The organism is Sphingomonas natans (assembly GCF_030546695.1).
In the GTDB taxonomy this organism is placed as follows: domain Bacteria; phylum Pseudomonadota; class Alphaproteobacteria; order Sphingomonadales; family Sphingomonadaceae; genus Sphingomonas_I; species Sphingomonas_I natans.
Map to the genome: position 1 here is coordinate 1 of NZ_JAUOTP010000008.1, position 19,336 is coordinate 19,336.

Sequence of the window (19,336 nt, forward strand, 5' to 3'; positions counted from 1 at the left end):
CCTTAAAACCGCCGAGACCCGGAGCCGCCGCCCACATGTCCCTTCATCATTCCAACAATGAGAAAAAGCCAACCGCCCAATCGGCAACTTTCCTTCCCTCCTGTTGCCAGGGTGGTTGGGTGAGCTACCGATTTAGCGGTGAACCGCGCTTCACTGGTTGGCGAAGCGCCGTTGACGAGGGGGTATCTAGGCGGGGAGCCCGGACCCGTCAACCGCGCTTTGCAATTTTGTGTCGTGACGGCGACATCCAGCTGAAAAGACGTTAGACATCAATCACTTGATCGGCGCGCGATTGCGACAAATCATGCTCCTCGAACAGTTTCGCGAGCCATCCCGGCCCCCGAATCGCAAGGAGTCACCCCGCAATATAGGCCCGCATCGCTTCTGCTTCGCTCTCGATCCGGTCGATCCGGGCCTTCACGAGGTCCCCGATCGAGACGAAGCCGACCATCCGCTCCTCGTGCATCACCGGCAGATGCCGAATCCGCCGCCGGGTCATCAGCGACAGACCGGCGAGCAGGCTCGTCTCGAGATCGACGGTGATCGGCGGCGCGGTCATCATCTCGCGCACGGGGCGATCGAGCGCGGCGGGGCCGAGCCGCTTGAGCGACTGGATCACGTCGCGTTCGGACATGATCCCGCTCACGGCGCCGCCTTCGGTCACGGGGACCGCGCCGATGCGCTTCTCGGTCAGGATGTCGATCAGTTCGCGCAGGCTCGTCTGCGGGGAGACAGTGACGATCTCGTCGCCCTTGTCCCGGAGTATAGCGGCTATCGTCACAACGCAGCCTCCTTCAGATCCTCTCTTGCCGATCTCAACGCCGGCGCCTCGATGATTTCACGAGCGGGACGCAAAGGGAAGCGCTTTCGCCTCCCGAGCCGGGCGTCGCCGGTGCCCGCCGAGGCATTTCGGCAACCTCTCCTAACTTCGTCTTAACCATATCCGCGGCATGCGGGGGTCATGGCAGACAAGCCCGATCGCGACGAACAGACAGAAGCCCCGACCGAGAAGCATCGGAAGGAGGCGGTAGAGCAGGGCGACGTCCTCCAGTCGCGCGAGCTCGGCACCGCGCTCGTCATCCTGTCGGGCGCCGCCTGGATCGCGCTCGCCGGCCCCTGGTTCGTCGGCGCCTGCCGCGACGTGCTCGCGCGCGGGCTGACCTTCGATCGCGCGTCGATCGACGGCTTCGATCCCCGCCAGGTCGCGATCGGCCTGATCCTCCCCGTGCTGCTGCCGCTCGCCACCTTGTTCGGAGTCACGCTCGTCGCCGCGGTCGGCACGCCCGCCGTGCTGGGCTCACTCGGCTTTCGCTGGGGTGCGGTCGCGTTCAAGCCCAACAAGCTCAATCCGCTGAGCGGCATCAAGCGCATCTTCGGGATGCAGGGGTTGATCGAGCTCGGCAAGTCGATGGTCAAGGTCGGCCTGCTGGGCGCGGTCGCCTATTGGATGCTGAAGGGGCGGATGCCCCAGCTCGTCGGCATGGGCCGCGGCGACATCGCCGGCGAACTGGGCGAGATCGGCCACGTCTTCACCGTCTCGATCCTCGTCATGGCGCTGGCGCTCGGCGCGATCGCCGGGCTCGACATCCCGACCCAGCTCTATCAGCGCGCCGGCCGGCTGCGCATGAGCAAGCAGCAGGTCAAGGAAGAGCATAAGCAGAGCGAAGGCTCGTCCGAGATGAAGGGCGCGCGCCGCCGCCGCCAGCACGAGATCCTCAGCGGATCCGCGCGCAAGGCCGTGCCCGAGGCGACCGTCGTGCTCACCAACCCGACCCACTTCGCGGTCGCGCTGCGCTATCGGCCGGGCTTCGATTCGGTGCCGATCGTCGTCGCGCGCGGCAAGGACGAGACTGCGCGCGCGATCCGCGAGCTGGCGGACAAGCATGCCGTGCCGATCCTCAGCTATCCGCAGCTCACCCGAGCACTCTATTTCACCTCGCGCACGGGCCACACGATCCGCGACGATCTGTTCATCGCGGTCGCGACCGTGCTCGCCTTCGTCTTCAATCTCGATCGGGCGATGGCGGAGGGCGTCCGCCAGCCGCAGATTGACGTGCCGCCCGCCGCGCGCTTCGACGAAAAGGGCCGCGCGAGCGCCTGATGACCCGGCCGACCCGACCCGTTTTCGTCGCGCGAAACGCTAAACCGCAAGGCCCAACCGCCGTTATTCCGAACCGGAGACGCCGCCGCTTATGACCACCACCTCATCCACGGCCGCGTCGAGCGGAAGCGCGATCCTGACGGCGCTCGGCGCCGGCTCGGGCATCGACACGGCGAGCCTTGTCACGAGCCTCGTCTCCGCGACCTACGATCCCAAGACGAGCGCGGTGACCGCCAAGGAGACGGCGAACACCGCCAAGGTCTCGACGCTGGCGACGCTCTCGAACGGCATCGACGCCTTCTCGACCGCGCTCGGCACCCTGATCTCGGGCGGCACCCTGTTCACCCAGCCGACCAGCTCGGACAGCAGCGTGTTGACCGCGACCGCCAATGCCGGCGCACAGATCGGTGCTCTATCGGCGCAGCTCAGCGTCCGCCAAGTCGCGCAGGCGCAGAGCCTCGTCTCTGGCTATTACGCCAATTCGGGCGCAGCGGTCGGCACCGGCACGCTGCTGATCGGCTCGGGCGCGGCGAGCTATGCGGTCACGATCGACAGCACCAACAATACGCTCGCCGGCGTCGCCCGCGCGATCAACGGCAGCGGCGCGGGCCTCACCGCCAGCGTCGTCACCGACGCGACCGGTGCGCGCCTGACGATCAAGGGCGCGACCGGCGCCGCCAACGCCTTCACGCTCACGCCAGGACCCAATGCGGCTGCGGGCCTCGCCGCGCTCGCCTTCGACAGTTCGGGCATGACCGTCTCGGGCACCGCGGTGGTCTCGCCGACGCTCACCGACGCAACCACCGCCGCCGTCGGCCAGGGCAGCTTCACGCTGACCACCGCCCAGGGCAGCGCGACGCTCGCGATCGATGCGTCATCCGACAATCTGACGGGCCTTGCCGCGGCGATCAACGGCGCGGGGCTCGGCCTCACCGCCTCGATCGTCACCGATTCGTCGGGCTCGCGCCTGTCGCTGAGCGACGGCAGCGGCAGTGCGCCCAGCTTCACGCTCGCGCCGGCGAGCGATGCGCAGATCGGGCTCGTCCGCTTCGCCTTCCCCGTGCCCACCAACGGCATGACGCGCGCGCAGACCGCGCAGGACGCGATCGTCCGCGTCGACGGCGTCGACGTCACCCGCGCGAGCAACACGATCGACGACATCGTCGACGGCATCACGCTGAAGCTCGTCTCGGCCGCGCCGACGCAGACGATCACGCTGGGCGCGACGCGCCCGACCGCGGCGATCACGCAGGCGGTCAGCGATTTCGTCGCCGCCTATAATGAGCTCAAAGGCCAGATCGACGTCGCGAGCGCGTCCAGCGTCGCGGATGCGGACGGCAACATCACGACCGGCCCGCTCTACAATAACAGCGCGATCCGCCAGATGCAGACGCAGCTCTCGCGCCTGACCTCGACCGTGCTCAACACGAGCGGCGGGCCGAGTACGCTTGCGGAGATCGGCGTCTCCACCAATCGCGACGGCAGCCTCACGCTCGACAGCGCCCTGCTGACCAAGCAGCTCACCGCTTATCCCAACGCGGTCGAGGCGATGTTCAATCCCACGCAGCATGCGTCGAGCCCGCTCATCAAGATCACGAGCGCGATGGGCGCGACCAAGCCCGGCACCTATCAGCTGACCGACATCGTCGCGGAGACCAGCGGCCATTCCGCCTCGGGCTCGATCGCCGGCGTCGCCGGCGTGACGACGGGCTCGAAACTCTATGCCTCGGTCGGCTCCAGCGCGAGCGGGCTCGTCATCGAGCCGAGCGGCGACATCTCCAGCGCGACGATCACGGTCGATCTCGGGCTCGGCGGCGCGCTGCAGGCGATCCGCGATTCGCTGCGCTCCAGCGGCGGCGTGCTCGATTCGCTCAGCACGCAGCTGACCAGCGAGAAGACCGATCTTGCCAGCCAGCTGACCAAGCTGACCGACGACAGCACCGCCTATCGCGCGCGGCTCGTCACCCAATTCTCGGCGATGACGACCCGCGTCGCCGCCTACAAGGCGACCCAGAGCTATATCGAGCAGCAGGTTGCCGTCTGGACGAAGAGCGACAGTTAAGAATGTTCGGAGCACCCTCCCGTTACGGCGCCGGCACCGCGGCACGCTATCGCTCGGTCGACGTGAATGCGCGCGTCGAGGGCGCGAGCCCGCATCAGCTGATCGTCATCCTGTTCGAGGAATTGATGAAAGCGCTCGATTCGCTGCGCGCGGCCGAGGCGGCCGGCGACCGCGGCAGATCGGCTCCGCTCCAGTCGCGCGCGCTCTCGATCCTGCACGGACTGGAGACCGGGCTCGACATGGACAAGGGCGGCGAGATCGCGCTGAGCCTCGCCAAGATCTACCGCGAGGCCCGCCGCCTGCTCAACACGAGCGGCCCGACCCGCGATGCCGCGCTGGAGCAGGCGCGCACGATGCTCGCCGAGGTCGCCGGCGCCTGGATGTCGATCGGCTGAGAGACGTCTCCAGACACCCGCACGCGGGCGATCAGCTGGCCGGCGCCAGCATCAGCACCGTCAGCGTCAGCGTGCGCACGCCCGTCCGGATCGCCTTGTCGTGGTTGGGTGCGAAGAAGGGCGAATGGTTGGTCGGCACCGGCTGACCCTTCGTCGCATAATCGGCGATCACGTCCGCATCATAGCCGCCGATACTGTAGAAGAGCGACGGCACCCCCGCCTCGACATAAGCCGAGAAATCCTCGCTCGCCGACCAGCCGGGCAGTTCGGGCCGCACATAGTTGATCGTGTCGCCACCGGCCTTCGTCAGATAATCGGCCGCCTGCACCGCCAATTTGTGATCGTTCATCACCGCATCGAGCGCATTGGGGTGGCGGATTTCGGGCTCGGGCGCGCCGGCCATGATCGCGGCGCCCTTCGCGGTCCGCGTCACGCCGTCGAGCAGCCGCGTGCGCACCTCGGTCGAGAAGGAGCGGATGCTGAGCTTCACCATTGCGTTGTCGGGAATGATGTTGGGCACGGTGCCGCCCTGGAAGCTGCCGACCGTGACCACGCCGAAGCTGCCCGCTTCCTTCTCGCGCGACACGACCGTTTGCACGTCGCTGACGAAATGCGCGCCCATCACGATCGGATCGATCGACGCGCTCGGGATCGAGCCGTGCGCGCCGCGCCCCTTGAACAGGATCTCCAGCGTGTCGCTGTTCGAGGTGGCGGCGCCGTCCTTGACCCCGACCGTGCCGGACTCGGCCGAGCCGACATGCGCGCCGATCGCAAAGTCGGGCTTCGGGAACTTCGTGAACAGCCCGTCGGCGAGCATCGCCTTGGCGCCCGCGCCGATCTCCTCGGCGGGCTGGGCGATGAACATCACTGTCCCCTGCCATGCGCTCTTCATCGCGACGAGCGCCCTGGCCGTGCCGATCCACCACGCCATGTGATTGTCGTGCCCGCAGCTTTCGGCGACGAAGCTCTTGCCGCCGCCCGCCATCTCGACCTGGACGCGGCTCGCATAGGCCAGCCCCGTCTTCTCCTCCATCGGCAGCCCGTCCATCTCGGTCCGCACCATGATCACGGGCCCCGCGCCGTTCTTCAGGATCGCGACGACGCCCGTCTTGCCGACGCCTTCGGTGACGGTGAAGCCCAGAGCACGCATCTCCTTGGCGAGGATCGCGGCCGATCGTGTCTCGGTGAAGGCGAGTTCGGGGTGCGCGTGGATATCCTTGTAGAGCGCATCCAGCCCCGCCCAGTTCTTGGCGATCGAGGCATCCACCGCCTGCACCGCCGCCTTCGGCTCCATCGCCGCCGCCGATCCGGCCAGCAGCATCGCCGCCACGCCTGCGAAGGCGGCCCTCATCGGCCGGTCCAGACGCCGGCGCGCTTCTCGGCGAAGGCACTCATGCCTTCGGTCTTGTCCTCCGTCCCGCACAGGGAATGGAACAGCCGCCGCTCGAACAGCAGCCCCATCGACAGCCCCGTCTCGAAGGCGGCGTTGACCATCTCCTTGTTGGCGAGCGCGGCCAGCGGCGCCATGCCAGCGATCGTCGCCGCGGTCTTCAGCGCGTCCGCAATCAGGTCGGCCGCCGGCACGATCCGCGCGACGAGGCTTGCGCGCTCGGCTTCCTCCGCGTCCATCATCCGCCCCGTCAGGCACATCTCCATCGCCTTGGCCTTGCCCACCGCGCGCGTCAGCCGCTGCGATCCGCCCATGCCCGGCGCCACGGCCAGCTTGATCTCGGGCTGGCCGAACTTGGCGGTGTCGGCGGCAAGGATGAAATCGGCCATCATCGCCAGTTCGCAGCCGCCGCCGAGCGCGAAGCCGGCTACCGCCGCGATCCACGGCTTGCGCGTCGCGGTGACCCGCTCCCAGCCTGCGAAATAATTGGTGCCGAACACTTCGGCGAAGCCCTTGCTCTGCATCTCCTTGATGTCGGCGCCCGCCGCGAACGCCTTCTCGCTGCCCGTCAGCACGAGGCAGCGCTGCTCGCGATCGGCATCGTAAGCGGCGAAGGCGGCGGTCAGATCGGCCAGCACCTGCGAGTTGATCGCGTTCAGCGCCTGCGGCCGATTGAGGCGGACGAGCGTGACCGCGTCGTGCCGCTCGATCAGCAAGGTCTCGTAATCCGCCATGTTTCTCCCCTCGGGCATCGCCCGCTTTTCGCCGCAGCCCGCCGCATTTGCAACGCGCCGCAGCGCCGCCGCCGCGATCTTGAGGCACAGACCCGGCGACATCGCCGCCCCCGCCTGACATAAGGCGGGCCATGTCCGGCGCGCACAGTCACTCCCACGCTCATGCCCATGGCGATCATGGCCATTCCCATCACGGCCATAGCCATGCTGGCCATAGCCATGGCGGCCACAGTCACGCCCCCGCCAGCTTCGGCCGCGCCTTCGCGATCGGCACCGCGCTCAATCTCGGCTTCGTCGCGGTCGAGGCGGGCTATGGCATCGCCAGCGGATCGATGTCGCTGCTCGCGGATGCGGGCCACAATCTCTCCGACGTGCTGGGCCTCGGCATCGCCTGGACCGCCGCCAGCCTCGGCAAGCGCGCGCCCAAGGGCCGCTATACCTATGGCCTGCGCAGCAGCTCGATCCTCGCCGCGCTCGTGAACGCGCTCCTGCTGCTCGTCGCGATCGGCGTGATCGCGGTCGAGGCGGTCGGCCGCTTCTTCCATCCCGAGCCGATTGCCGCGGGCACGGTGATGATCGTCGCCGCCATTGGCATCCTCGTCAACGGCATCACCGCCTTGCTGTTCGCGCGCGGCGGCAAGGACGACATCAACATCCGCGGCGCCTTCCTCCATATGGCGGCCGATGCCGCCATCTCGGCCGGCGTCGTCGTCGCCGGCTTCCTGATCCTCAAGACCGGGCTCGTCTGGATCGATCCCGCGGTCAGCCTCATCGTCACCGCAATCGTCGCGTTCGGCACGTGGGGGCTGCTGCGCGATTCGGTGAATATGAGCCTCCACGCCGCCCCGCCCGGCGTCGATCCCGCCGCGGTCGGCGCCTTCCTCGCGGCCGAGCCCGGCGTCTCTGCGATTCACGATCTCCACGTCTGGCCGATGAGCACGACCGAGACGGCGCTGACCGTCCACCTGATCCTGCCGACCGGCTATCCGGGCGACGCCTTCGCCGCCGGCCTCGCCGATCGCCTCCAGCACAAATTCGGCATCGATCACACGACGATCCAGATCGAGACCGACGATTGCGGCGGCTGCACCCTCCACGCCGAGGCCACCGCCTGACGGAAAAGATTTCGCTGTCCTACACGCAAAGCCTTTGTCAGCGTGTGTGCCCGGATCCCGAACCAGGCTCTTTCCACCGTCGAGACATGTCCCGCGCAAATCTGCGCCGACCCTCTGCCGCAGCCGGGAGAGCGTCGGATGACGCTATTCTTTGGCTCCCCTCGCATCCGCCCGCCGCAAGCGGATCGCGCTGTCCTTTGGCCCCTTCAGGCCCGGTCAGCCCTTAAGCCGCGCCGCATGCCAGGCCAGATGCCCGGCCATGAAGGTCGAGATGAAATAATAGCTGTGGTCGTAGCCGGGCTGCATCCGCAGCGTCAGCTTCTGCCCCGCCGCCGCACAGGCCTGCTCCAGCAATTCGGGCCGCAACTCCTTGGCGAGGAAGACGTCCGCCTCGCCCTGGTCGATCAGCAGATCGGGCACCCGCGCGCCCGCCTCGATCAGCGCGACCGCATCATGCTTCGCCCAGGCCGCCCGATCCGGCCCAAGATAACCGCCGAGCGCCTTCTCGCCCCACGAGACACGCGAGGGCGCCACGATCGGCGCGAACGCCGACACCGCCTTGTAGCGTTTGGGGAAGGTCAGCCCGATGGTCAGCGCGCCATGCCCGCCCATCGAATGGCCCATGATGGACTGCCGCTCGAGATCGGCCGGAAAGTAGGCCGCAAGCAGCGTCGGCAGCTCTTCGGTCACATAGGTCCACATCCGGTAGTTGGCCGCGAACGGCTCTTCGGTGGCATCGACATAGAAGCCTGCGCCCAGTCCGAAATCATAGGCCCCGTCCGGATCGCCGGGCACCTCCGGGCCGCGCGGGCTCGTATCCGGCGCGACGAAGATCAGCCCGAGTTCCGCGCAGGCCGCGCGATACTCGCCTTTCTCGGTGACGTTGGCATGCGTGCAGGTCAGGCCCGACAGATACCAGACGACCGGTAGAGTCTCCCCTTCGGCATGCGGCGGCACGAAGACCGAGAACGTCATGTCCGTACCCGTCGCGGTCGAGGCATGGCGATACACGCCCTGCTCGCCGCCATGGGCGCGATTCACCGATAACGTCTCCATCGTCAGCCGCCTATCAAGTCGCGCGCTGGGGGATGTGGACGCCGCACAGCTTGTTGCCGGCCGGATCGCGCAGATAGGCGAGATACATCGGTCCGAAGCCGCCTTCGCGCCAGCCGGGCGGATCCTCGCAACTCGCCCCGCCCGCGGCGATCCCCGCCGAATGCCAGCTGTCGGCCTGCTCGGGCGATGTCATCGCAAAGCCGATCGTGCCGCCATTCGCATGGCAGGCATCCTCGCCGTTGATCGGCTTGGTGATCGCGAAGAACCCACCGGGCGCCATCCAGAAGATCCGGCCCTTCTCGTCCGGAAAGCCCGGTGACAGGCCCAGCGCCCCGAACGCGGCATCGTAGAAGGACCGCGACATGTTGAGATCGTTCGTCCCCACCATCACATGACTGAACATCGGCTTCCCCCTTCCTGATCAGTAAACCACCACGCTGCGGATGCTCTCCCCGGCATGCATCAGATCGAAGCCCTTGTTGATCTCGTCCAGCGTCAGCACGTGCGTGATCATCGGATCGATCTCGATCTTGCCGTTCATATACCAGTCGACGATCCTGGGCACGTCGGTCCGCCCCTTCGCACCGCCGAACGCCGATCCGCGCCAGTTGCGCCCGGTCACGAGCTGGAAGGGCCGCGTCGCGATCTCCTTGCCCGCCTCGGCCACGCCGATCACGATCGAGGTGCCCCAGCCGCGATGGCACGCCTCGAGCGCCTGCCGCATCACCTGCGTATTGCCCGTGCAGTCGAACGTATAGTCCGCGCCGCCATCGGTCAGCGCGACAAGGTGCGCGACGAGGTCGCCATCGATCTCGGAGGGGTTCACGAAATGGGTCATGCCGAAGCGCCGGCCCCATTCCTCACGCGCGGGATTGATGTCGACGCCGATGATCTTGTCGGCGCCGACCATCCGCGCGCCCTGCAGCACGTTGAGCCCGATCCCGCCCAGCCCGAAGACGATGACGTTCGAGCCGGGCTCGACCTTCGCGGTCTTCACCACCGCGCCGACGCCGGTCGTGACCCCGCAGCCGATATAGCAGCTCTTGTCGAACGGCGCGTCCTCGCGGATCTTCGCCACCGCGATCTCGGGCAGCACCGTGAAGTTCGAGAAGGTCGAGCAACCCATATAATGGAAGATCGGCTGGCCCTTGTAGCTGAACCGGCTCGTTCCGTCGGGCATCAGCCCCTTGCCCTGCGTCGCGCGGATCGCGGTGCACAAGTTGGTCTTGCCGCTGAGGCACGATTTACACTGGCGGCATTCGGGCGTGTAGAGCGGGATCACATGATCGCCAGGCGCCACGCTGGTGACCCCCGCGCCGATCTCGCGGACGATGCCCGCGCCTTCATGGCCGAGGATCGAGGGGAAGATACCCTCTGAATCGAGCCCGTCGAGCGTGTAGGCATCGGTATGGCAGATGCCCGTCGCCATGATCTCGACGAGCACCTCGCCCGCCTTCGGGCCTTCCAGATCCACCTCGACGATCTCCAGCGGGGTCTTCGCTTCGAACGCGACGGCGGCACGGGTCTTCATGCGTCTCTCCTTGGATCCGGACCTCCCGGACCACAATCGCGGCACGTTGAAAAGCCTGCTCTGCGGATCATCGGCGCCAACATCTTCGTCGCATCCTGCGACATGCCCGTCTCGCCGGTTTTGGCGACGCGCCCGCTTATGGTAAGTCGCAGTCCAGTTCCTCGTCCGGAAACGCGATCCGCACGAGGCGGCCGCATCCGGGGCCATCGGAACATCGTATCTTCCACGACGGTGCCATTGCCGCCCGCTTCGCAATTGCGGACCATGCCATGACGACGATCGAGACCGAGACGCCCGAGCCGAAGAAGCGCCGTCGCATGAAGCCGACGTCGGAGACGCTGCGCCGCGCCGCACGGCGCACCGATATCTCGCGCAAGCTCCGCCGCCGCGACGTGACCTCGGTGATGGCAGGCGTCGCGCTCGGTGTGGCCGGCCTGATGATGCCGAAGGCGATCGACCGACATTATGCGACTTCCGCCCGCGCCGCGGTGGCGTCGAGCGATCTCTCCGCGCTGCCCGCCGTCGTCGAGGCGCCCGATCCCGATGCACCTATCTCGCCGACCGCGACCTCGCTCCGCCGCGCCACCGATGGCCTGTTCTACGCGACCGCGCTCATCAACGGCCAGCCGGTCCGCTTCCTCGTCGATACGGGCGCCAGCGTCGTGACGCTGACCGAGGAGGACGCCAAACGGCTTGATATCATGCCCGACAGCCTGACGAGCGGCCGCGCCGAGACCGCCAATGGCCGCGCCGTGTTCGGCTGGACGCAGATCGCCACGGTCGAGGTCGCGGGGCACCGGGTCGAGGATGTCCGCGCCGCCGTGCTCTCGAACGATGCCGGCGTCTCGCTGCTCGGCCAGAACCTCCTGGCGCGTCTCGGGCGCGTGCGGATGGAGAAGGACAAGATCATCATCGGCTGAACGCATCGGTGACCGATCGGCGGACGCGCGGCGCTCCTCCAGTTCGGATGAGGTGAATCGACCGATCCACTGATACTCTCTCCAAAACGACTCGATGGAGAGCGCGATGCCGGAGGGCGAGACCGAGGCCGCATATTTCATGCGGAGGGCGAAGGAGGAGTCGCGGCTCGCCTTGTGCGCCGGCAAGCCCGAAGTGGCGAGCGCCCATCACGGCCTGTCGATCGAATATTCGAAGCGCGCCAAATCCGCCTTCCCGCAATTCGCCGAAGCAAGCGCGAAGCCGGTCTGATTGAGGAGCGGAAGCACCAAAGCGTGCCCCGCCCCCTGGAAAGTGGGAAGGCCCCAGTCGGATCGCCGGGAGATCATCACGGCTACGGCGCCGTCTCCCGCGATTGCGCCGGCCGGCCCGGCCGTGACCTTGCTGCTCTAGTGCGCCTTTTCGTGGCAAGCGCGGTGGTCAGATGGCTGCCTGCCCGCCCCGGGATGCAGGATCGGCGTTCGGCCCTCGACATTCGCGAACGGCACGCGGAAGGGGGGGGCATGGGCCGCAAGATCCTGATCATCGAAGACGATGTGCCCACCGCGACCTATATTGCGGCGGCGCTTCACGAGCATGGCATGACGACGGACCATGCCGCGACCGGCCGGGACGGTGTCTTTCACGCAACCGATGCCACATATGACTGCATCATCCTGGACCGGATGCTGCCGGGCATGAACGGCATGTCGGTGCTGGGCGCGATCCGCGGCGCCGGGATCACCACCCCCGTCATCATCCTCTCGGCGATGGGCTCCGCCGAGGATCGCATCGGCGGGCTCGAGGGCGGCGCCGACGACTATCTGGTCAAGCCGTTCGCGCTGGGAGAATTGCTGGCGCGCATCAAGCTCCTGCTTCGTCATGCCGACGGCCAGCGCGGTGCGCCCGAGACGAAGCTGATCTCCGCCGATCTGGAAATGGACCTGCTGGCACACGTCGTCCGCCGCGCGGGACGCGTCATCGATCTCCAGCCTCGCGAATATCGGCTCCTCGAATATATGCTGCGTCATGCCGGCCAGGTCGTGACGCGCACGATGCTGCTGGAAGGCGTTTGGGACTATCACTTCGATCCCGGTACCAACGTGATCGACGTCCATGTCAGCCGGTTGCGAAAGAAGATCGACATGCCCGGCTTGCCGCCCTTGCTCTACACAGTGCGCGGTTCGGGTTACCGCCTCGGCGCGGAAGGCTGACCATGCGCCTGCTGCAATCGACGACGGCGAGGATCGCGGCTCTGGTGTTCGTGCTCCAGCTCGGCGCGGCGGGCACGCTGCTGGTCGCGGTCCGGCTGCTGACCACGACCGAGCTGACCGCCTTTGCCCAATCCCAGGCGGTCGCGACGCGCGACGCGCTCACCCGCGGAAACCCGGCGACCCCGTCCGTGCTGCTGGCCGAGCGGATCACGCAATCGCTCGCGCTCGGGCGCAGCCCGGGTTCGGTGATGCTTCTCGTCGACGGCGCCGGACGGCGCCTGGCCGGCAACCTCGCCACATGGCCTGCTGCGCTTCCCGCCTCGCAGGGCGGCGCGATGACCGAGCTGCTGCGCATCGGGCGGGACAAGAGCGAACGGATGCGCATCATTGTCACGCCGGTGCCCGGCGGCGGCCGGCTTCTCACCGGGCATGTGATCGAGATTGAACGTCACTTCACGGTCCTGCTCGGCGAGGCGCTGCTGAGCGCAATCGCGCTGGCCGTGGCGCTCGCTGTGCTAGCAGGCTGGATCACGGCGCGGCTGATCGAAAACAGGCTCAGGGTCGTCGTCGATACCGCGCGGACCGTCGCGATGGGGGATCTCGGACAGCGCGTACCGCTCGACGGCGGCGGCGACGCCTTCGCCGAGCTCGGCACGGCCGTGAACATGATGCTCGATCGCATCACGATGCTGATGACCGAGCTGAAGGTCGCAACCGACGGGCTTGCCCATGATCTGCGGTCGCCACTCACGCGCCTGCGCTCCACGCTGGAGCGCGCGCTTGCGCTCGGAGAGAGCGAAGCGGCGCGCGCGCTCATCGAACGCGGGATGGACGAAGGCGACCGCCTCCTGGCGATGCTCGACACCGCGCTTCGTATCACGCGCGCCGAAGCGGGGCTCGGGCGCGAGGGCTTCGTGTCCACGGACATCGGCGCGATGATCGCAGATATCGCCGAAGTCTATGGGCCGGTCGCGGAGGATCTCGGTGTGACGATCCGGACCGAGACCGAGCCGGGTCTCGTTGCAATGGTCCACCGCGAACTGCTCGGGCAGACGCTCGCCAATTTGATCGACAATGCGCTCAAATACGGCGTCGGACCGGTCGACGTCCGGGCGCGGAACGAGGCGGACCGCATCGTCGTCGGCGTCAGCGATCGTGGCCCGGGCATCGCCGCGGCCGATCATCACGAGGCGCTTCGCCGTTTCGGCAGGCTGGATGCGGCCCGCTCCTCGACGGGCGCGGGACTAGGCCTGCCGCTCGCCGCCGCAGTCGCGCGGCTCCACGGCGGCAGTCTCGCTCTCAACGACAATCTGCCGGGTCTTTGGGTGACGATCACGCTTCCGGCGGGAACGCCCAAAGCAAAGATTACATCGATTTAATGATCCGTCCACGCTGGCGGCAGCCGGCGGCGGCTATCGGGCGGAATGTCCCCGACACCATCACGTAAACGCTTCCTGGTCACGGCGCTCTCGGCGGGCCTTCTCGTGCTCGCAGGGTGCGCCGAGCGCATGATGACGCAGCCGGCTTATTATAGCGGCCCGCGTTCCGATCATTTCGACGGCAAGCACTTCTTCAATCCCGAGGGCGAAAGCGGTTCCGGCGGCGCGCAAAAGGACGGCATCGTCCGCTTCCTGGAGATCGGCGCGGGCGACACCAAGCACGTGCCATGGCCCCGCATTCCCGTGCATCAGACGGTCCCTCCGCGTCGCGTCGAGGGCGATGCCATGCGCGTCACCTGGATCGGTCACGCCTCGACGCTGGTGCAGACCGACGGCCTCAACATCCTGTTCGATCCGGTGTGGGCGGACCGGTCCTCGCCGGTCCAGTTCGCGGGGCCCGAGCGCGTTCGCGCTCCCGGCGTGAAGCTCGAGGATCTGCCGCCGATCGATCTGATCCTCATCAGCCACGACCATTACGACCATCTCGATCTGGACACGCTTCGCTATCTGGCCAAGCGCGATCATCCGCGGATCGTCACCGGTCTCGGCAACGATCGGCTGCTCGCCGGATATGGGCTCAGCGCGACCGCCGGCGACTGGGGGCAGATCATCCCCGTACGGCCCGGCGTCTCCGTCCGTGTGATGCGCGCTCATCATTGGAGCGCACGCTGGCTCAACGACAAGGACAGCACGCTGTGGGCGGGCTTCCGAGTCATGTTGCCCGGCGGGGACGTCTATTATTCAGGCGATACCGGTCCCGGCGACATGGCGTGGGCGCGCGAGGCGGCGGCCGGCCCGCGGCCGCGCTTGGCGCTGCTGCCGATAGCGCCTTACAAGATCGCGTCGACCCCGACCGGCAATCATATCGATCCCGATCAGGCGGTTGCCGCCTTCGCCATGATGAACCCGGCTTTTGCCTTGGGCGTGCATTGGGGCACCTTCCAGCTCGGAGACGAACCGATCGACGGCGCACCCGAGCGGCTGCGCGCGGCGCTGATCGCGCGCGGCATCGATCCGGCGCGGTTCCGCACCACCGAACCCGGCCAGGGGTGGGAAATCCCGTCTCTCCCAAGACCGCTGACGGCACGGCCGCCCTCTCGCAAAACCTCAACAGGACAAGCAGCATGATCCGATCGCGCACGCGCCTTCGCTGGACGCAGGGGCTCGTTTTTGCAGGGCTGGCGCTCGGCCTGATCCTGCTCGCCAGCCACGTCCATCGCAACCTGATCGAGGCGGAGCTGGCGCTGTCGACCTTGCTGTTGCTTACCGTGCTGGGCTCGATCGAAGCGGTGGAGCGCGATGCCGTGCTGATGCGCGGGACGCTCGCTCCGCTCATCGCGATCGTCGGCACGGACGGCTCGGGCAAGTCCACTCTGTCGGCGGACATGTGCCGTTCGTTCGTCCGGAAGCGGCCGACCGCACTCGCCTATCTCGGTCTGGGCACCGGCGACCTCGGCAATCGCATCAAGCAGTGGCCGATCATCGGCGCCCGCATCGAGCGCAAGCTCGCGCGCAAGGCCTCGCAGACGCGGGACGTGCGCGAGAAGATCCCGGGTCTGCCCACCGCGCTCGTGGTCTATGGCCTGTCGCTGCTTCGCGTCCATCGCTTCCGCCGCGTCCTGGCGTTGCGAAGCCGCGGCATTGCGGTGATCACCGATCGCTATCCGCAGGAGGAGATACCGGGTTTCTACGACGGTCCCGGCCTCGCCGCGGCGCGGCCGGGCAGCCGGATCGTCGCGCGGCTCGCCGCGCGTGAGTTGCGGCTCTACCAATGGATGGCAAGCTTCACCCCCGATCTCGTGCTGCGACTGAACGTCGATGCCGCGACCGCGCTCGCCCGCAAGCCGGACCACAAGGCGCATCTGGTTGCCGCGAAGGTGGCGGTCACGCCGCTGCTGCGGTTTCACGACGCGCCGATCGTCGATATCGACGCGACGGCGAGCTATGATCAGGTGCGCAGGCAGGCCTTCGCCTCGGTCGAAGGCATTCTGGGACGGCAGCCGCAATCTGCGGAGCGTCAGCCGCGGTCCGATTCCGGCACATTCGCGGTCCAGGCATAGAAATGGGGACCAACACGCCCAGATCAGCGCCGCTCATCGCGCTCGTCGGCTCGGATGGCGCGGGCAAATCGACCGTCGGCACCGAGTTGCTCAGCTGGATGCAGGCCCAGCGGCCAACCGAGCTCTGCCACCTTGGCAAGCAGACCGGCAATATCGCGCGCGCCATCGCCCGCTGGCCGATCTTCGGACGGCGCTTCGATCGCGTGCTGGATCACAAGACGAAGGAGGCCGAGGCCCCGGCGGGCCCCAGCACCGGCATCGCGATCATCATCTATCTTCTGTCGATGCGGCGCGTGCACCGCTTTCGCCGCATGGAAAAGCTCCGGCAACGCGGCATCGCGATCCTCGCCGATCGTTTCCCGCAAATCGACCTGCCCGGCGCGATCGATGGGCCGGGTCTGTCGGGAAAGACCCCGCGCGGCGCCCTGACGCGCTGGCTCGCGGCGCGCGAGCAGCGCCACTATGCGCGCATGGCGGCGCAGCGGCCCGATCTGGTGATACGGCTGACCGTCGATCTCGCGACTGCGGTCGCGCGGAAACCCGATCATCGGCCGAACTCGCTTGCCATCAAGATCGCGAGCATCGCCCAGCTGCGGTTCGAAGGCGCACCGATCGTCGATGTCGATGCGACACAGCCGCTGGATCGCGTTCTCGATCAGGCCAGGCAGGCGATCGCGCGCGTTCTGGCGACCTATCCCCAGACCGGAGCATCGGGCCGGTGAAGCGCTGGATCGAGGACGGGCTGTTCCGCGCGGTGATGCGTAACGCCGGCTATCTGGCGTCGGGCAAGGCCGCCGGCGCAATACTGGGGCTTCTCGCGCTGGCCTGTGCAGGGCGCGGCCTGACCCCGGCCTTGTTCGGCACGCTGATGATCATTCATACCTACGCGAACGGCGTCGGCGCGCTCGCCAAGTTCCAGACGTGGCAGTTCATCATCCGCAGCGGCACCCCGGCGCTGCTCCGGGGCGATACGCATGTCGCCCGCGATACGGTCCGCTTCTCGACCGGGCTCGATCTGACGAGCGGGCTCGTCGGCATGATCGGCGCGATGCTGCTCCTGCCGGTCATGGCGCGCTGGCTCGGCCTGCCGCACGCCGCACTGCTGCCCGCCTTGCTCTACTGCACGCTCGTTCCGACGATGACCGCAGCGACCCCGACCGGCACGCTGCGGATGCTCGACCGCTTCGATCTGATCGCCAGCCAGCAGGTGGTGACCCCGGCGCTGCGCGCGGCAGGAGCGGTGCTCGCTTTCCTGACACATGCGGGTTTCGGCGCGTTCGTAGCCACCTGGTACGTCGCCGATCTCGCCGGGGACCTCGTCCTGTGGGCGCTTGCCGCGCGTGAACTGAGGCGGCGCGACATGCTCTCGGCTTTTCGTCCCGGCCTGCTCGGCGTTGCCCGGCGCCTGCCCGGTGCGTGGGGCTTCGTGTGGACGACCAACGTCGCGCACTCGATCTATGCGGCATGGGGGCCGCTCAGCAATCTGGTGGTGGCGTCCGCACTCGGGCCCGCCGCCGCCGGTCTGTTCAAGATCGCGGCGACATTGGTGGATTCGACCACCAAGCCCGCCGACCTGCTCAGTCGCGGCTTCTATCCCGAAATCATGCGGCTCGATCCTGCCAGTCGCGATCCATGGCGGCTGGGACTGCGGCTCGGCCTGCTGTCCGCCTGCGTAGGCGTCGGGCTGGTGCTGCTGATCATGCTGGGCGGCGCTCCGGTGATCGGCGCGCTGTTCGGTCATCGCTATGTCGCGGCGGCCGGCCTGCTCCAGATCATGGCATGGTCGGTGGCGATCTCGACCGCGGCCTTCCCGCTCGAATCCTTACTCTACATGGTCGGACGCCAGAAGGCGGCGCTCGCGGCACAAGCCTGCGCCACCCTCGCCTACCTTCCCCTGCTGGACTGGCTGACGCGACGGGAGGGCCTATCCGGTGCTGGCTATGCGGTGCTGATCGGCACCGCGCTGAACGCGTGCCTGATGCTGCTGCCGACTTTGCAGAGCTATCACGCTCGCCGGGCGACCGATCGACACGCGCCCTTAGGGCTTGCAGCATGATGCCGTTGCTGACCCGCGAAGCGCTGGATGCGGCTCCGTATCCCCGCGCCGTCTTGGACGCCTTGTTCAACGCGATCCTCGTCGACGACGATGTCGACGAGACGACGGATCTGCCCGCGTCCATCACGCTGGACTACGATCAGGCGATCCTGACCGAGGCCTATTGCGTCTCGCGGCAGCTCTGGGCGGAGACGGACCACCGGCAGCTCCTGATCGAGCTCGTCGATCGCCTTCGCCAGACCGGGACTCTCGATGGCGAGGACCGCCTCCGCTTCAAATATGCGCGCGCCAAGCTCAAGCATCTGCGCTTCGCCTGTGCCCTGTTCGGCACTGAACATGCGTACCCGACCATGATGGATCATTTCACGGTCGCGCTCGGGCAATTGCAGGATGCCTACAGGGTCGGCGCGCATGGCCGCGTTGCGCGGCGCGCTCGCTTGTGCCGGCTGTTGCTGACGGCGGTGCCGCAGGCGATGATCAGGCGCGAACAGGATCGCTTCCGTCCCTCGACCCGCGACGGCTTCCGAACCTATGTAGCCAGCGAGATTCGTAGCGTCGAAAGCATAGTCCGCTCGCCGACGCTGACCGGCGCCGATTTTCACGCCCTGCGCAAGATCCTCAGCCGCCTCGTCGCCTTCTACAACGCCCTGCTCGCGCTTCGCCCGACGGCCGAAGCCTATCAGATGTCGCGCTACCTGGCAGCGATCAACGGCCTGATGGGCGCCGAGCATGACCGGCTGGTCGAACGCAAGATCGCAGGCGTGCAGGACTATCATCGGGACAGGTTCGACCTGTCGCCGGACATACGATGCCGCATCGGGCGGCTGGTTGCATGTTACGGTCAGTCGGGCCTTCTCGGATCTTAGCGTGACAGGCACCAAGGCCCGGAACTTGGCTGCACCCACCCGCGCCAAATGAACGAAGAGCCCAATCCGCGGTTTCGCCGGCGAAGCCAGCTTCCGGAAAGCGTCCGAACGAAGGCTTCGTTTCCTCGCTGCCGATTCGGTATCTGAATTGCGAGTGCTCGCGCCTTTTGGCGTGACAGCACGGATGCAACTCGGCCGATCGAGCCCGCAACTGCGCATTACGTCGATGGTTTTCAGCGATTTATGAGATTTTCCGAACCGCTCTGGCATCCCCTGAAACAGGGTGATGGTGCCCGGGGACGGAATCGAACCGCCGACACCGTGATTTTCAGTCACGTGCTCTACCAACTGAGCTACCCGGGCATGGGCGTTGGGAGGCGC

19 protein-coding genes and 1 tRNA gene are annotated in these 19,336 nt (G+C 67.3%); 13 read left to right on the top strand and 7 right to left on the bottom strand.

Features of this window, described 5'->3' with window-relative positions; all coding sequences use genetic code 11:
• Positions 1–355 precede the first annotated feature (355 nt).
• Positions 356–781, bottom strand: coding sequence for a CBS domain-containing protein (locus tag Q4F19_RS15810; RefSeq protein ID WP_303544453.1), 426 nt, complete (start codon positions 779–781; stop codon positions 356–358).
• Between the two features lie 180 nt (positions 782–961).
• Here Q4F19_RS15810 and Q4F19_RS15815 point away from each other — a divergent pair, with 180 nt between their 5' ends.
• The 3 genes from Q4F19_RS15815 to Q4F19_RS15825 all read left to right on the top strand — a co-directional run bounded on the left by Q4F19_RS15815 (position 962) and on the right by Q4F19_RS15825 (position 4,558).
• Positions 962–2,101: an EscU/YscU/HrcU family type III secretion system export apparatus switch protein gene (locus Q4F19_RS15815; RefSeq protein ID WP_303544456.1), complete on the top strand. Its 1,140-nt coding sequence runs from the start codon at positions 962–964 to the stop codon at positions 2,099–2,101.
• Positions 2,102–2,192: 91 nt separating this feature from the next.
• The gene (fliD, locus tag Q4F19_RS15820) at positions 2,193–4,163 is read left to right on the top strand and encodes a flagellar filament capping protein FliD (protein WP_303544458.1); all 1,971 of its coding nucleotides are present in this window, start codon (positions 2,193–2,195) and stop codon (positions 4,161–4,163) included.
• Between the two features lie 2 nt (positions 4,164–4,165).
• Complete coding sequence (locus Q4F19_RS15825) at positions 4,166–4,558, top strand: flagellar export chaperone FliS (RefSeq protein ID WP_303544459.1); 393 nt, start codon at positions 4,166–4,168, stop codon at positions 4,556–4,558.
• 31 nt (positions 4,559–4,589) lie between these two features.
• Here Q4F19_RS15825 and Q4F19_RS15830 read toward each other — a convergent pair whose 3' ends face one another.
• Both Q4F19_RS15830 and Q4F19_RS15835 read right to left on the bottom strand, forming a co-directional pair.
• Complete coding sequence (locus Q4F19_RS15830) at positions 4,590–5,909, bottom strand: amidohydrolase (protein ID WP_303544461.1); 1,320 nt, start codon at positions 5,907–5,909, stop codon at positions 4,590–4,592.
• Positions 5,906–6,682 carry an enoyl-CoA hydratase-related protein gene (locus Q4F19_RS15835; protein ID WP_303545021.1) on the bottom strand — a complete coding sequence of 259 codons (777 nt, stop codon included), beginning with the start codon at positions 6,680–6,682 and terminating at the stop codon, positions 5,906–5,908. Before Q4F19_RS15835 ends, Q4F19_RS15830 begins: the two co-directional genes overlap by 4 nt.
• A 131-nt stretch (positions 6,683–6,813) precedes the next feature.
• Here Q4F19_RS15835 and Q4F19_RS15840 point away from each other — a divergent pair, with 131 nt between their 5' ends.
• The gene (locus Q4F19_RS15840) at positions 6,814–7,797 is read left to right on the top strand and encodes a cation diffusion facilitator family transporter (protein ID WP_303544463.1); all 984 of its coding nucleotides are present in this window, start codon (positions 6,814–6,816) and stop codon (positions 7,795–7,797) included.
• Between the two features lie 216 nt (positions 7,798–8,013).
• On the opposite strand, the gene fghA is transcribed toward Q4F19_RS15840, so the two are convergent.
• Genes fghA through Q4F19_RS15855 form a run of 3 tightly spaced genes read right to left on the bottom strand, consistent with a single transcriptional unit; the run spans position 8,014 to position 10,384 of the window.
• Entirely contained in the window at positions 8,014–8,853 is an 840-nt protein-coding gene (gene fghA / locus Q4F19_RS15845; protein ID WP_303544464.1) for an S-formylglutathione hydrolase, read from the bottom strand.
• Positions 8,854–8,866: 13 nt separating this feature from the next.
• Positions 8,867–9,256 carry a VOC family protein gene (locus tag Q4F19_RS15850; protein WP_303544466.1) on the bottom strand — a complete coding sequence of 130 codons (390 nt, stop codon included), beginning with the start codon at positions 9,254–9,256 and terminating at the stop codon, positions 8,867–8,869.
• Positions 9,257–9,274: 18 nt separating this feature from the next.
• The gene (locus tag Q4F19_RS15855) at positions 9,275–10,384 is read right to left on the bottom strand and encodes an S-(hydroxymethyl)glutathione dehydrogenase/class III alcohol dehydrogenase (protein WP_303544468.1); all 1,110 of its coding nucleotides are present in this window, start codon (positions 10,382–10,384) and stop codon (positions 9,275–9,277) included.
• Between the two features lie 269 nt (positions 10,385–10,653).
• Here Q4F19_RS15855 and Q4F19_RS15860 point away from each other — a divergent pair, with 269 nt between their 5' ends.
• The 9 genes from Q4F19_RS15860 to Q4F19_RS15900 all read left to right on the top strand — a co-directional run bounded on the left by Q4F19_RS15860 (position 10,654) and on the right by Q4F19_RS15900 (position 18,955).
• Positions 10,654–11,304: a retropepsin-like aspartic protease family protein gene (locus Q4F19_RS15860; protein WP_303544470.1), complete on the top strand. Its 651-nt coding sequence runs from the start codon at positions 10,654–10,656 to the stop codon at positions 11,302–11,304.
• Positions 11,305–11,398: 94 nt separating this feature from the next.
• Positions 11,399–11,593, top strand: a complete 195-nt coding sequence (locus tag Q4F19_RS15865; protein WP_303544472.1) for a hypothetical protein — start codon at positions 11,399–11,401, stop codon at positions 11,591–11,593.
• 251 nt (positions 11,594–11,844) lie between these two features.
• A complete protein-coding gene (locus tag Q4F19_RS15870; RefSeq protein WP_303544474.1) occupies positions 11,845–12,534 on the top strand; it encodes a response regulator transcription factor in 690 nt (229 codons plus the stop codon).
• A gap of 2 nt (positions 12,535–12,536) precedes the next feature.
• Positions 12,537–13,913 (top strand): sensor histidine kinase, encoded by a 1,377-nt coding sequence (locus Q4F19_RS15875; RefSeq protein ID WP_303544478.1) that lies wholly within the window; start codon positions 12,537–12,539, stop codon positions 13,911–13,913.
• A gap of 45 nt (positions 13,914–13,958) precedes the next feature.
• Complete coding sequence (locus tag Q4F19_RS15880; protein WP_303544481.1) at positions 13,959–15,101, top strand: MBL fold metallo-hydrolase; 1,143 nt, start codon at positions 13,959–13,961, stop codon at positions 15,099–15,101.
• Complete coding sequence (locus Q4F19_RS15885) at positions 15,098–16,033, top strand: nucleoside/nucleotide kinase family protein (protein WP_303544484.1); 936 nt, start codon at positions 15,098–15,100, stop codon at positions 16,031–16,033. Before Q4F19_RS15880 ends, Q4F19_RS15885 begins: the two co-directional genes overlap by 4 nt.
• Before the next feature lie 2 nt (positions 16,034–16,035).
• On the top strand, positions 16,036–16,755 hold the full coding sequence (locus tag Q4F19_RS15890) for a nucleoside/nucleotide kinase family protein (protein ID WP_303544487.1): 720 nt from the start codon (positions 16,036–16,038) through the stop codon (positions 16,753–16,755).
• Positions 16,752–18,089 (top strand): lipopolysaccharide biosynthesis protein, encoded by a 1,338-nt coding sequence (locus Q4F19_RS15895; RefSeq protein WP_303544491.1) that lies wholly within the window; start codon positions 16,752–16,754, stop codon positions 18,087–18,089. Before Q4F19_RS15890 ends, Q4F19_RS15895 begins: the two co-directional genes overlap by 4 nt.
• Complete coding sequence (locus Q4F19_RS15900; RefSeq protein ID WP_303544494.1) at positions 18,086–18,955, top strand: hypothetical protein; 870 nt, start codon at positions 18,086–18,088, stop codon at positions 18,953–18,955. Before Q4F19_RS15895 ends, Q4F19_RS15900 begins: the two co-directional genes overlap by 4 nt.
• Positions 18,956–19,242: 287 nt before the next feature.
• Here Q4F19_RS15900 and Q4F19_RS15905 read toward each other — a convergent pair.
• Positions 19,243–19,318 (bottom strand) — tRNA-Phe (locus Q4F19_RS15905).
• Positions 19,319–19,336: the final 18 nt, after the last annotated feature.

What these genes read in the sequence shown, in the direction of transcription:
- fghA (WP_303544464.1), bottom strand. Translation starts at nt 8,853, where the DNA reads ATGGAGACGTTATCGGTGAATCGCGCCCATGGCGGCGAGCAGGGCGTG.
- Q4F19_RS15830 (WP_303544461.1), bottom strand. Translation starts at nt 5,909, where the DNA reads ATGAGGGCCGCCTTCGCAGGCGTGGCGGCGATGCTGCTGGCCGGATCG.
- Q4F19_RS15835 (WP_303545021.1), bottom strand. Translation starts at nt 6,682, where the DNA reads ATGGCGGATTACGAGACCTTGCTGATCGAGCGGCACGACGCGGTCACG.
- Q4F19_RS15890 (WP_303544487.1), top strand. Translation starts at nt 16,036, where the DNA reads ATGGGGACCAACACGCCCAGATCAGCGCCGCTCATCGCGCTCGTCGGC.
- Q4F19_RS15825 (WP_303544459.1), top strand. Translation starts at nt 4,166, where the DNA reads ATGTTCGGAGCACCCTCCCGTTACGGCGCCGGCACCGCGGCACGCTAT.
- Q4F19_RS15815 (WP_303544456.1), top strand. Translation starts at nt 962, where the DNA reads ATGGCAGACAAGCCCGATCGCGACGAACAGACAGAAGCCCCGACCGAG.
- fliD (WP_303544458.1), top strand. Translation starts at nt 2,193, where the DNA reads ATGACCACCACCTCATCCACGGCCGCGTCGAGCGGAAGCGCGATCCTG.
- Q4F19_RS15870 (WP_303544474.1), top strand. Translation starts at nt 11,845, where the DNA reads ATGGGCCGCAAGATCCTGATCATCGAAGACGATGTGCCCACCGCGACC.
- Q4F19_RS15865 (WP_303544472.1), top strand. Translation starts at nt 11,399, where the DNA reads ATGGAGAGCGCGATGCCGGAGGGCGAGACCGAGGCCGCATATTTCATG.
- Q4F19_RS15860 (WP_303544470.1), top strand. Translation starts at nt 10,654, where the DNA reads ATGACGACGATCGAGACCGAGACGCCCGAGCCGAAGAAGCGCCGTCGC.
- Q4F19_RS15900 (WP_303544494.1), top strand. Translation starts at nt 18,086, where the DNA reads ATGATGCCGTTGCTGACCCGCGAAGCGCTGGATGCGGCTCCGTATCCC.
- Q4F19_RS15875 (WP_303544478.1), top strand. Translation starts at nt 12,537, where the DNA reads ATGCGCCTGCTGCAATCGACGACGGCGAGGATCGCGGCTCTGGTGTTC.
- Q4F19_RS15850 (WP_303544466.1), bottom strand. Translation starts at nt 9,256, where the DNA reads ATGTTCAGTCATGTGATGGTGGGGACGAACGATCTCAACATGTCGCGG.
- Q4F19_RS15855 (WP_303544468.1), bottom strand. Translation starts at nt 10,384, where the DNA reads ATGAAGACCCGTGCCGCCGTCGCGTTCGAAGCGAAGACCCCGCTGGAG.
- Q4F19_RS15840 (WP_303544463.1), top strand. Translation starts at nt 6,814, where the DNA reads ATGTCCGGCGCGCACAGTCACTCCCACGCTCATGCCCATGGCGATCAT.
- Q4F19_RS15885 (WP_303544484.1), top strand. Translation starts at nt 15,098, where the DNA reads ATGATCCGATCGCGCACGCGCCTTCGCTGGACGCAGGGGCTCGTTTTT.
- Q4F19_RS15880 (WP_303544481.1), top strand. Translation starts at nt 13,959, where the DNA reads ATGTCCCCGACACCATCACGTAAACGCTTCCTGGTCACGGCGCTCTCG.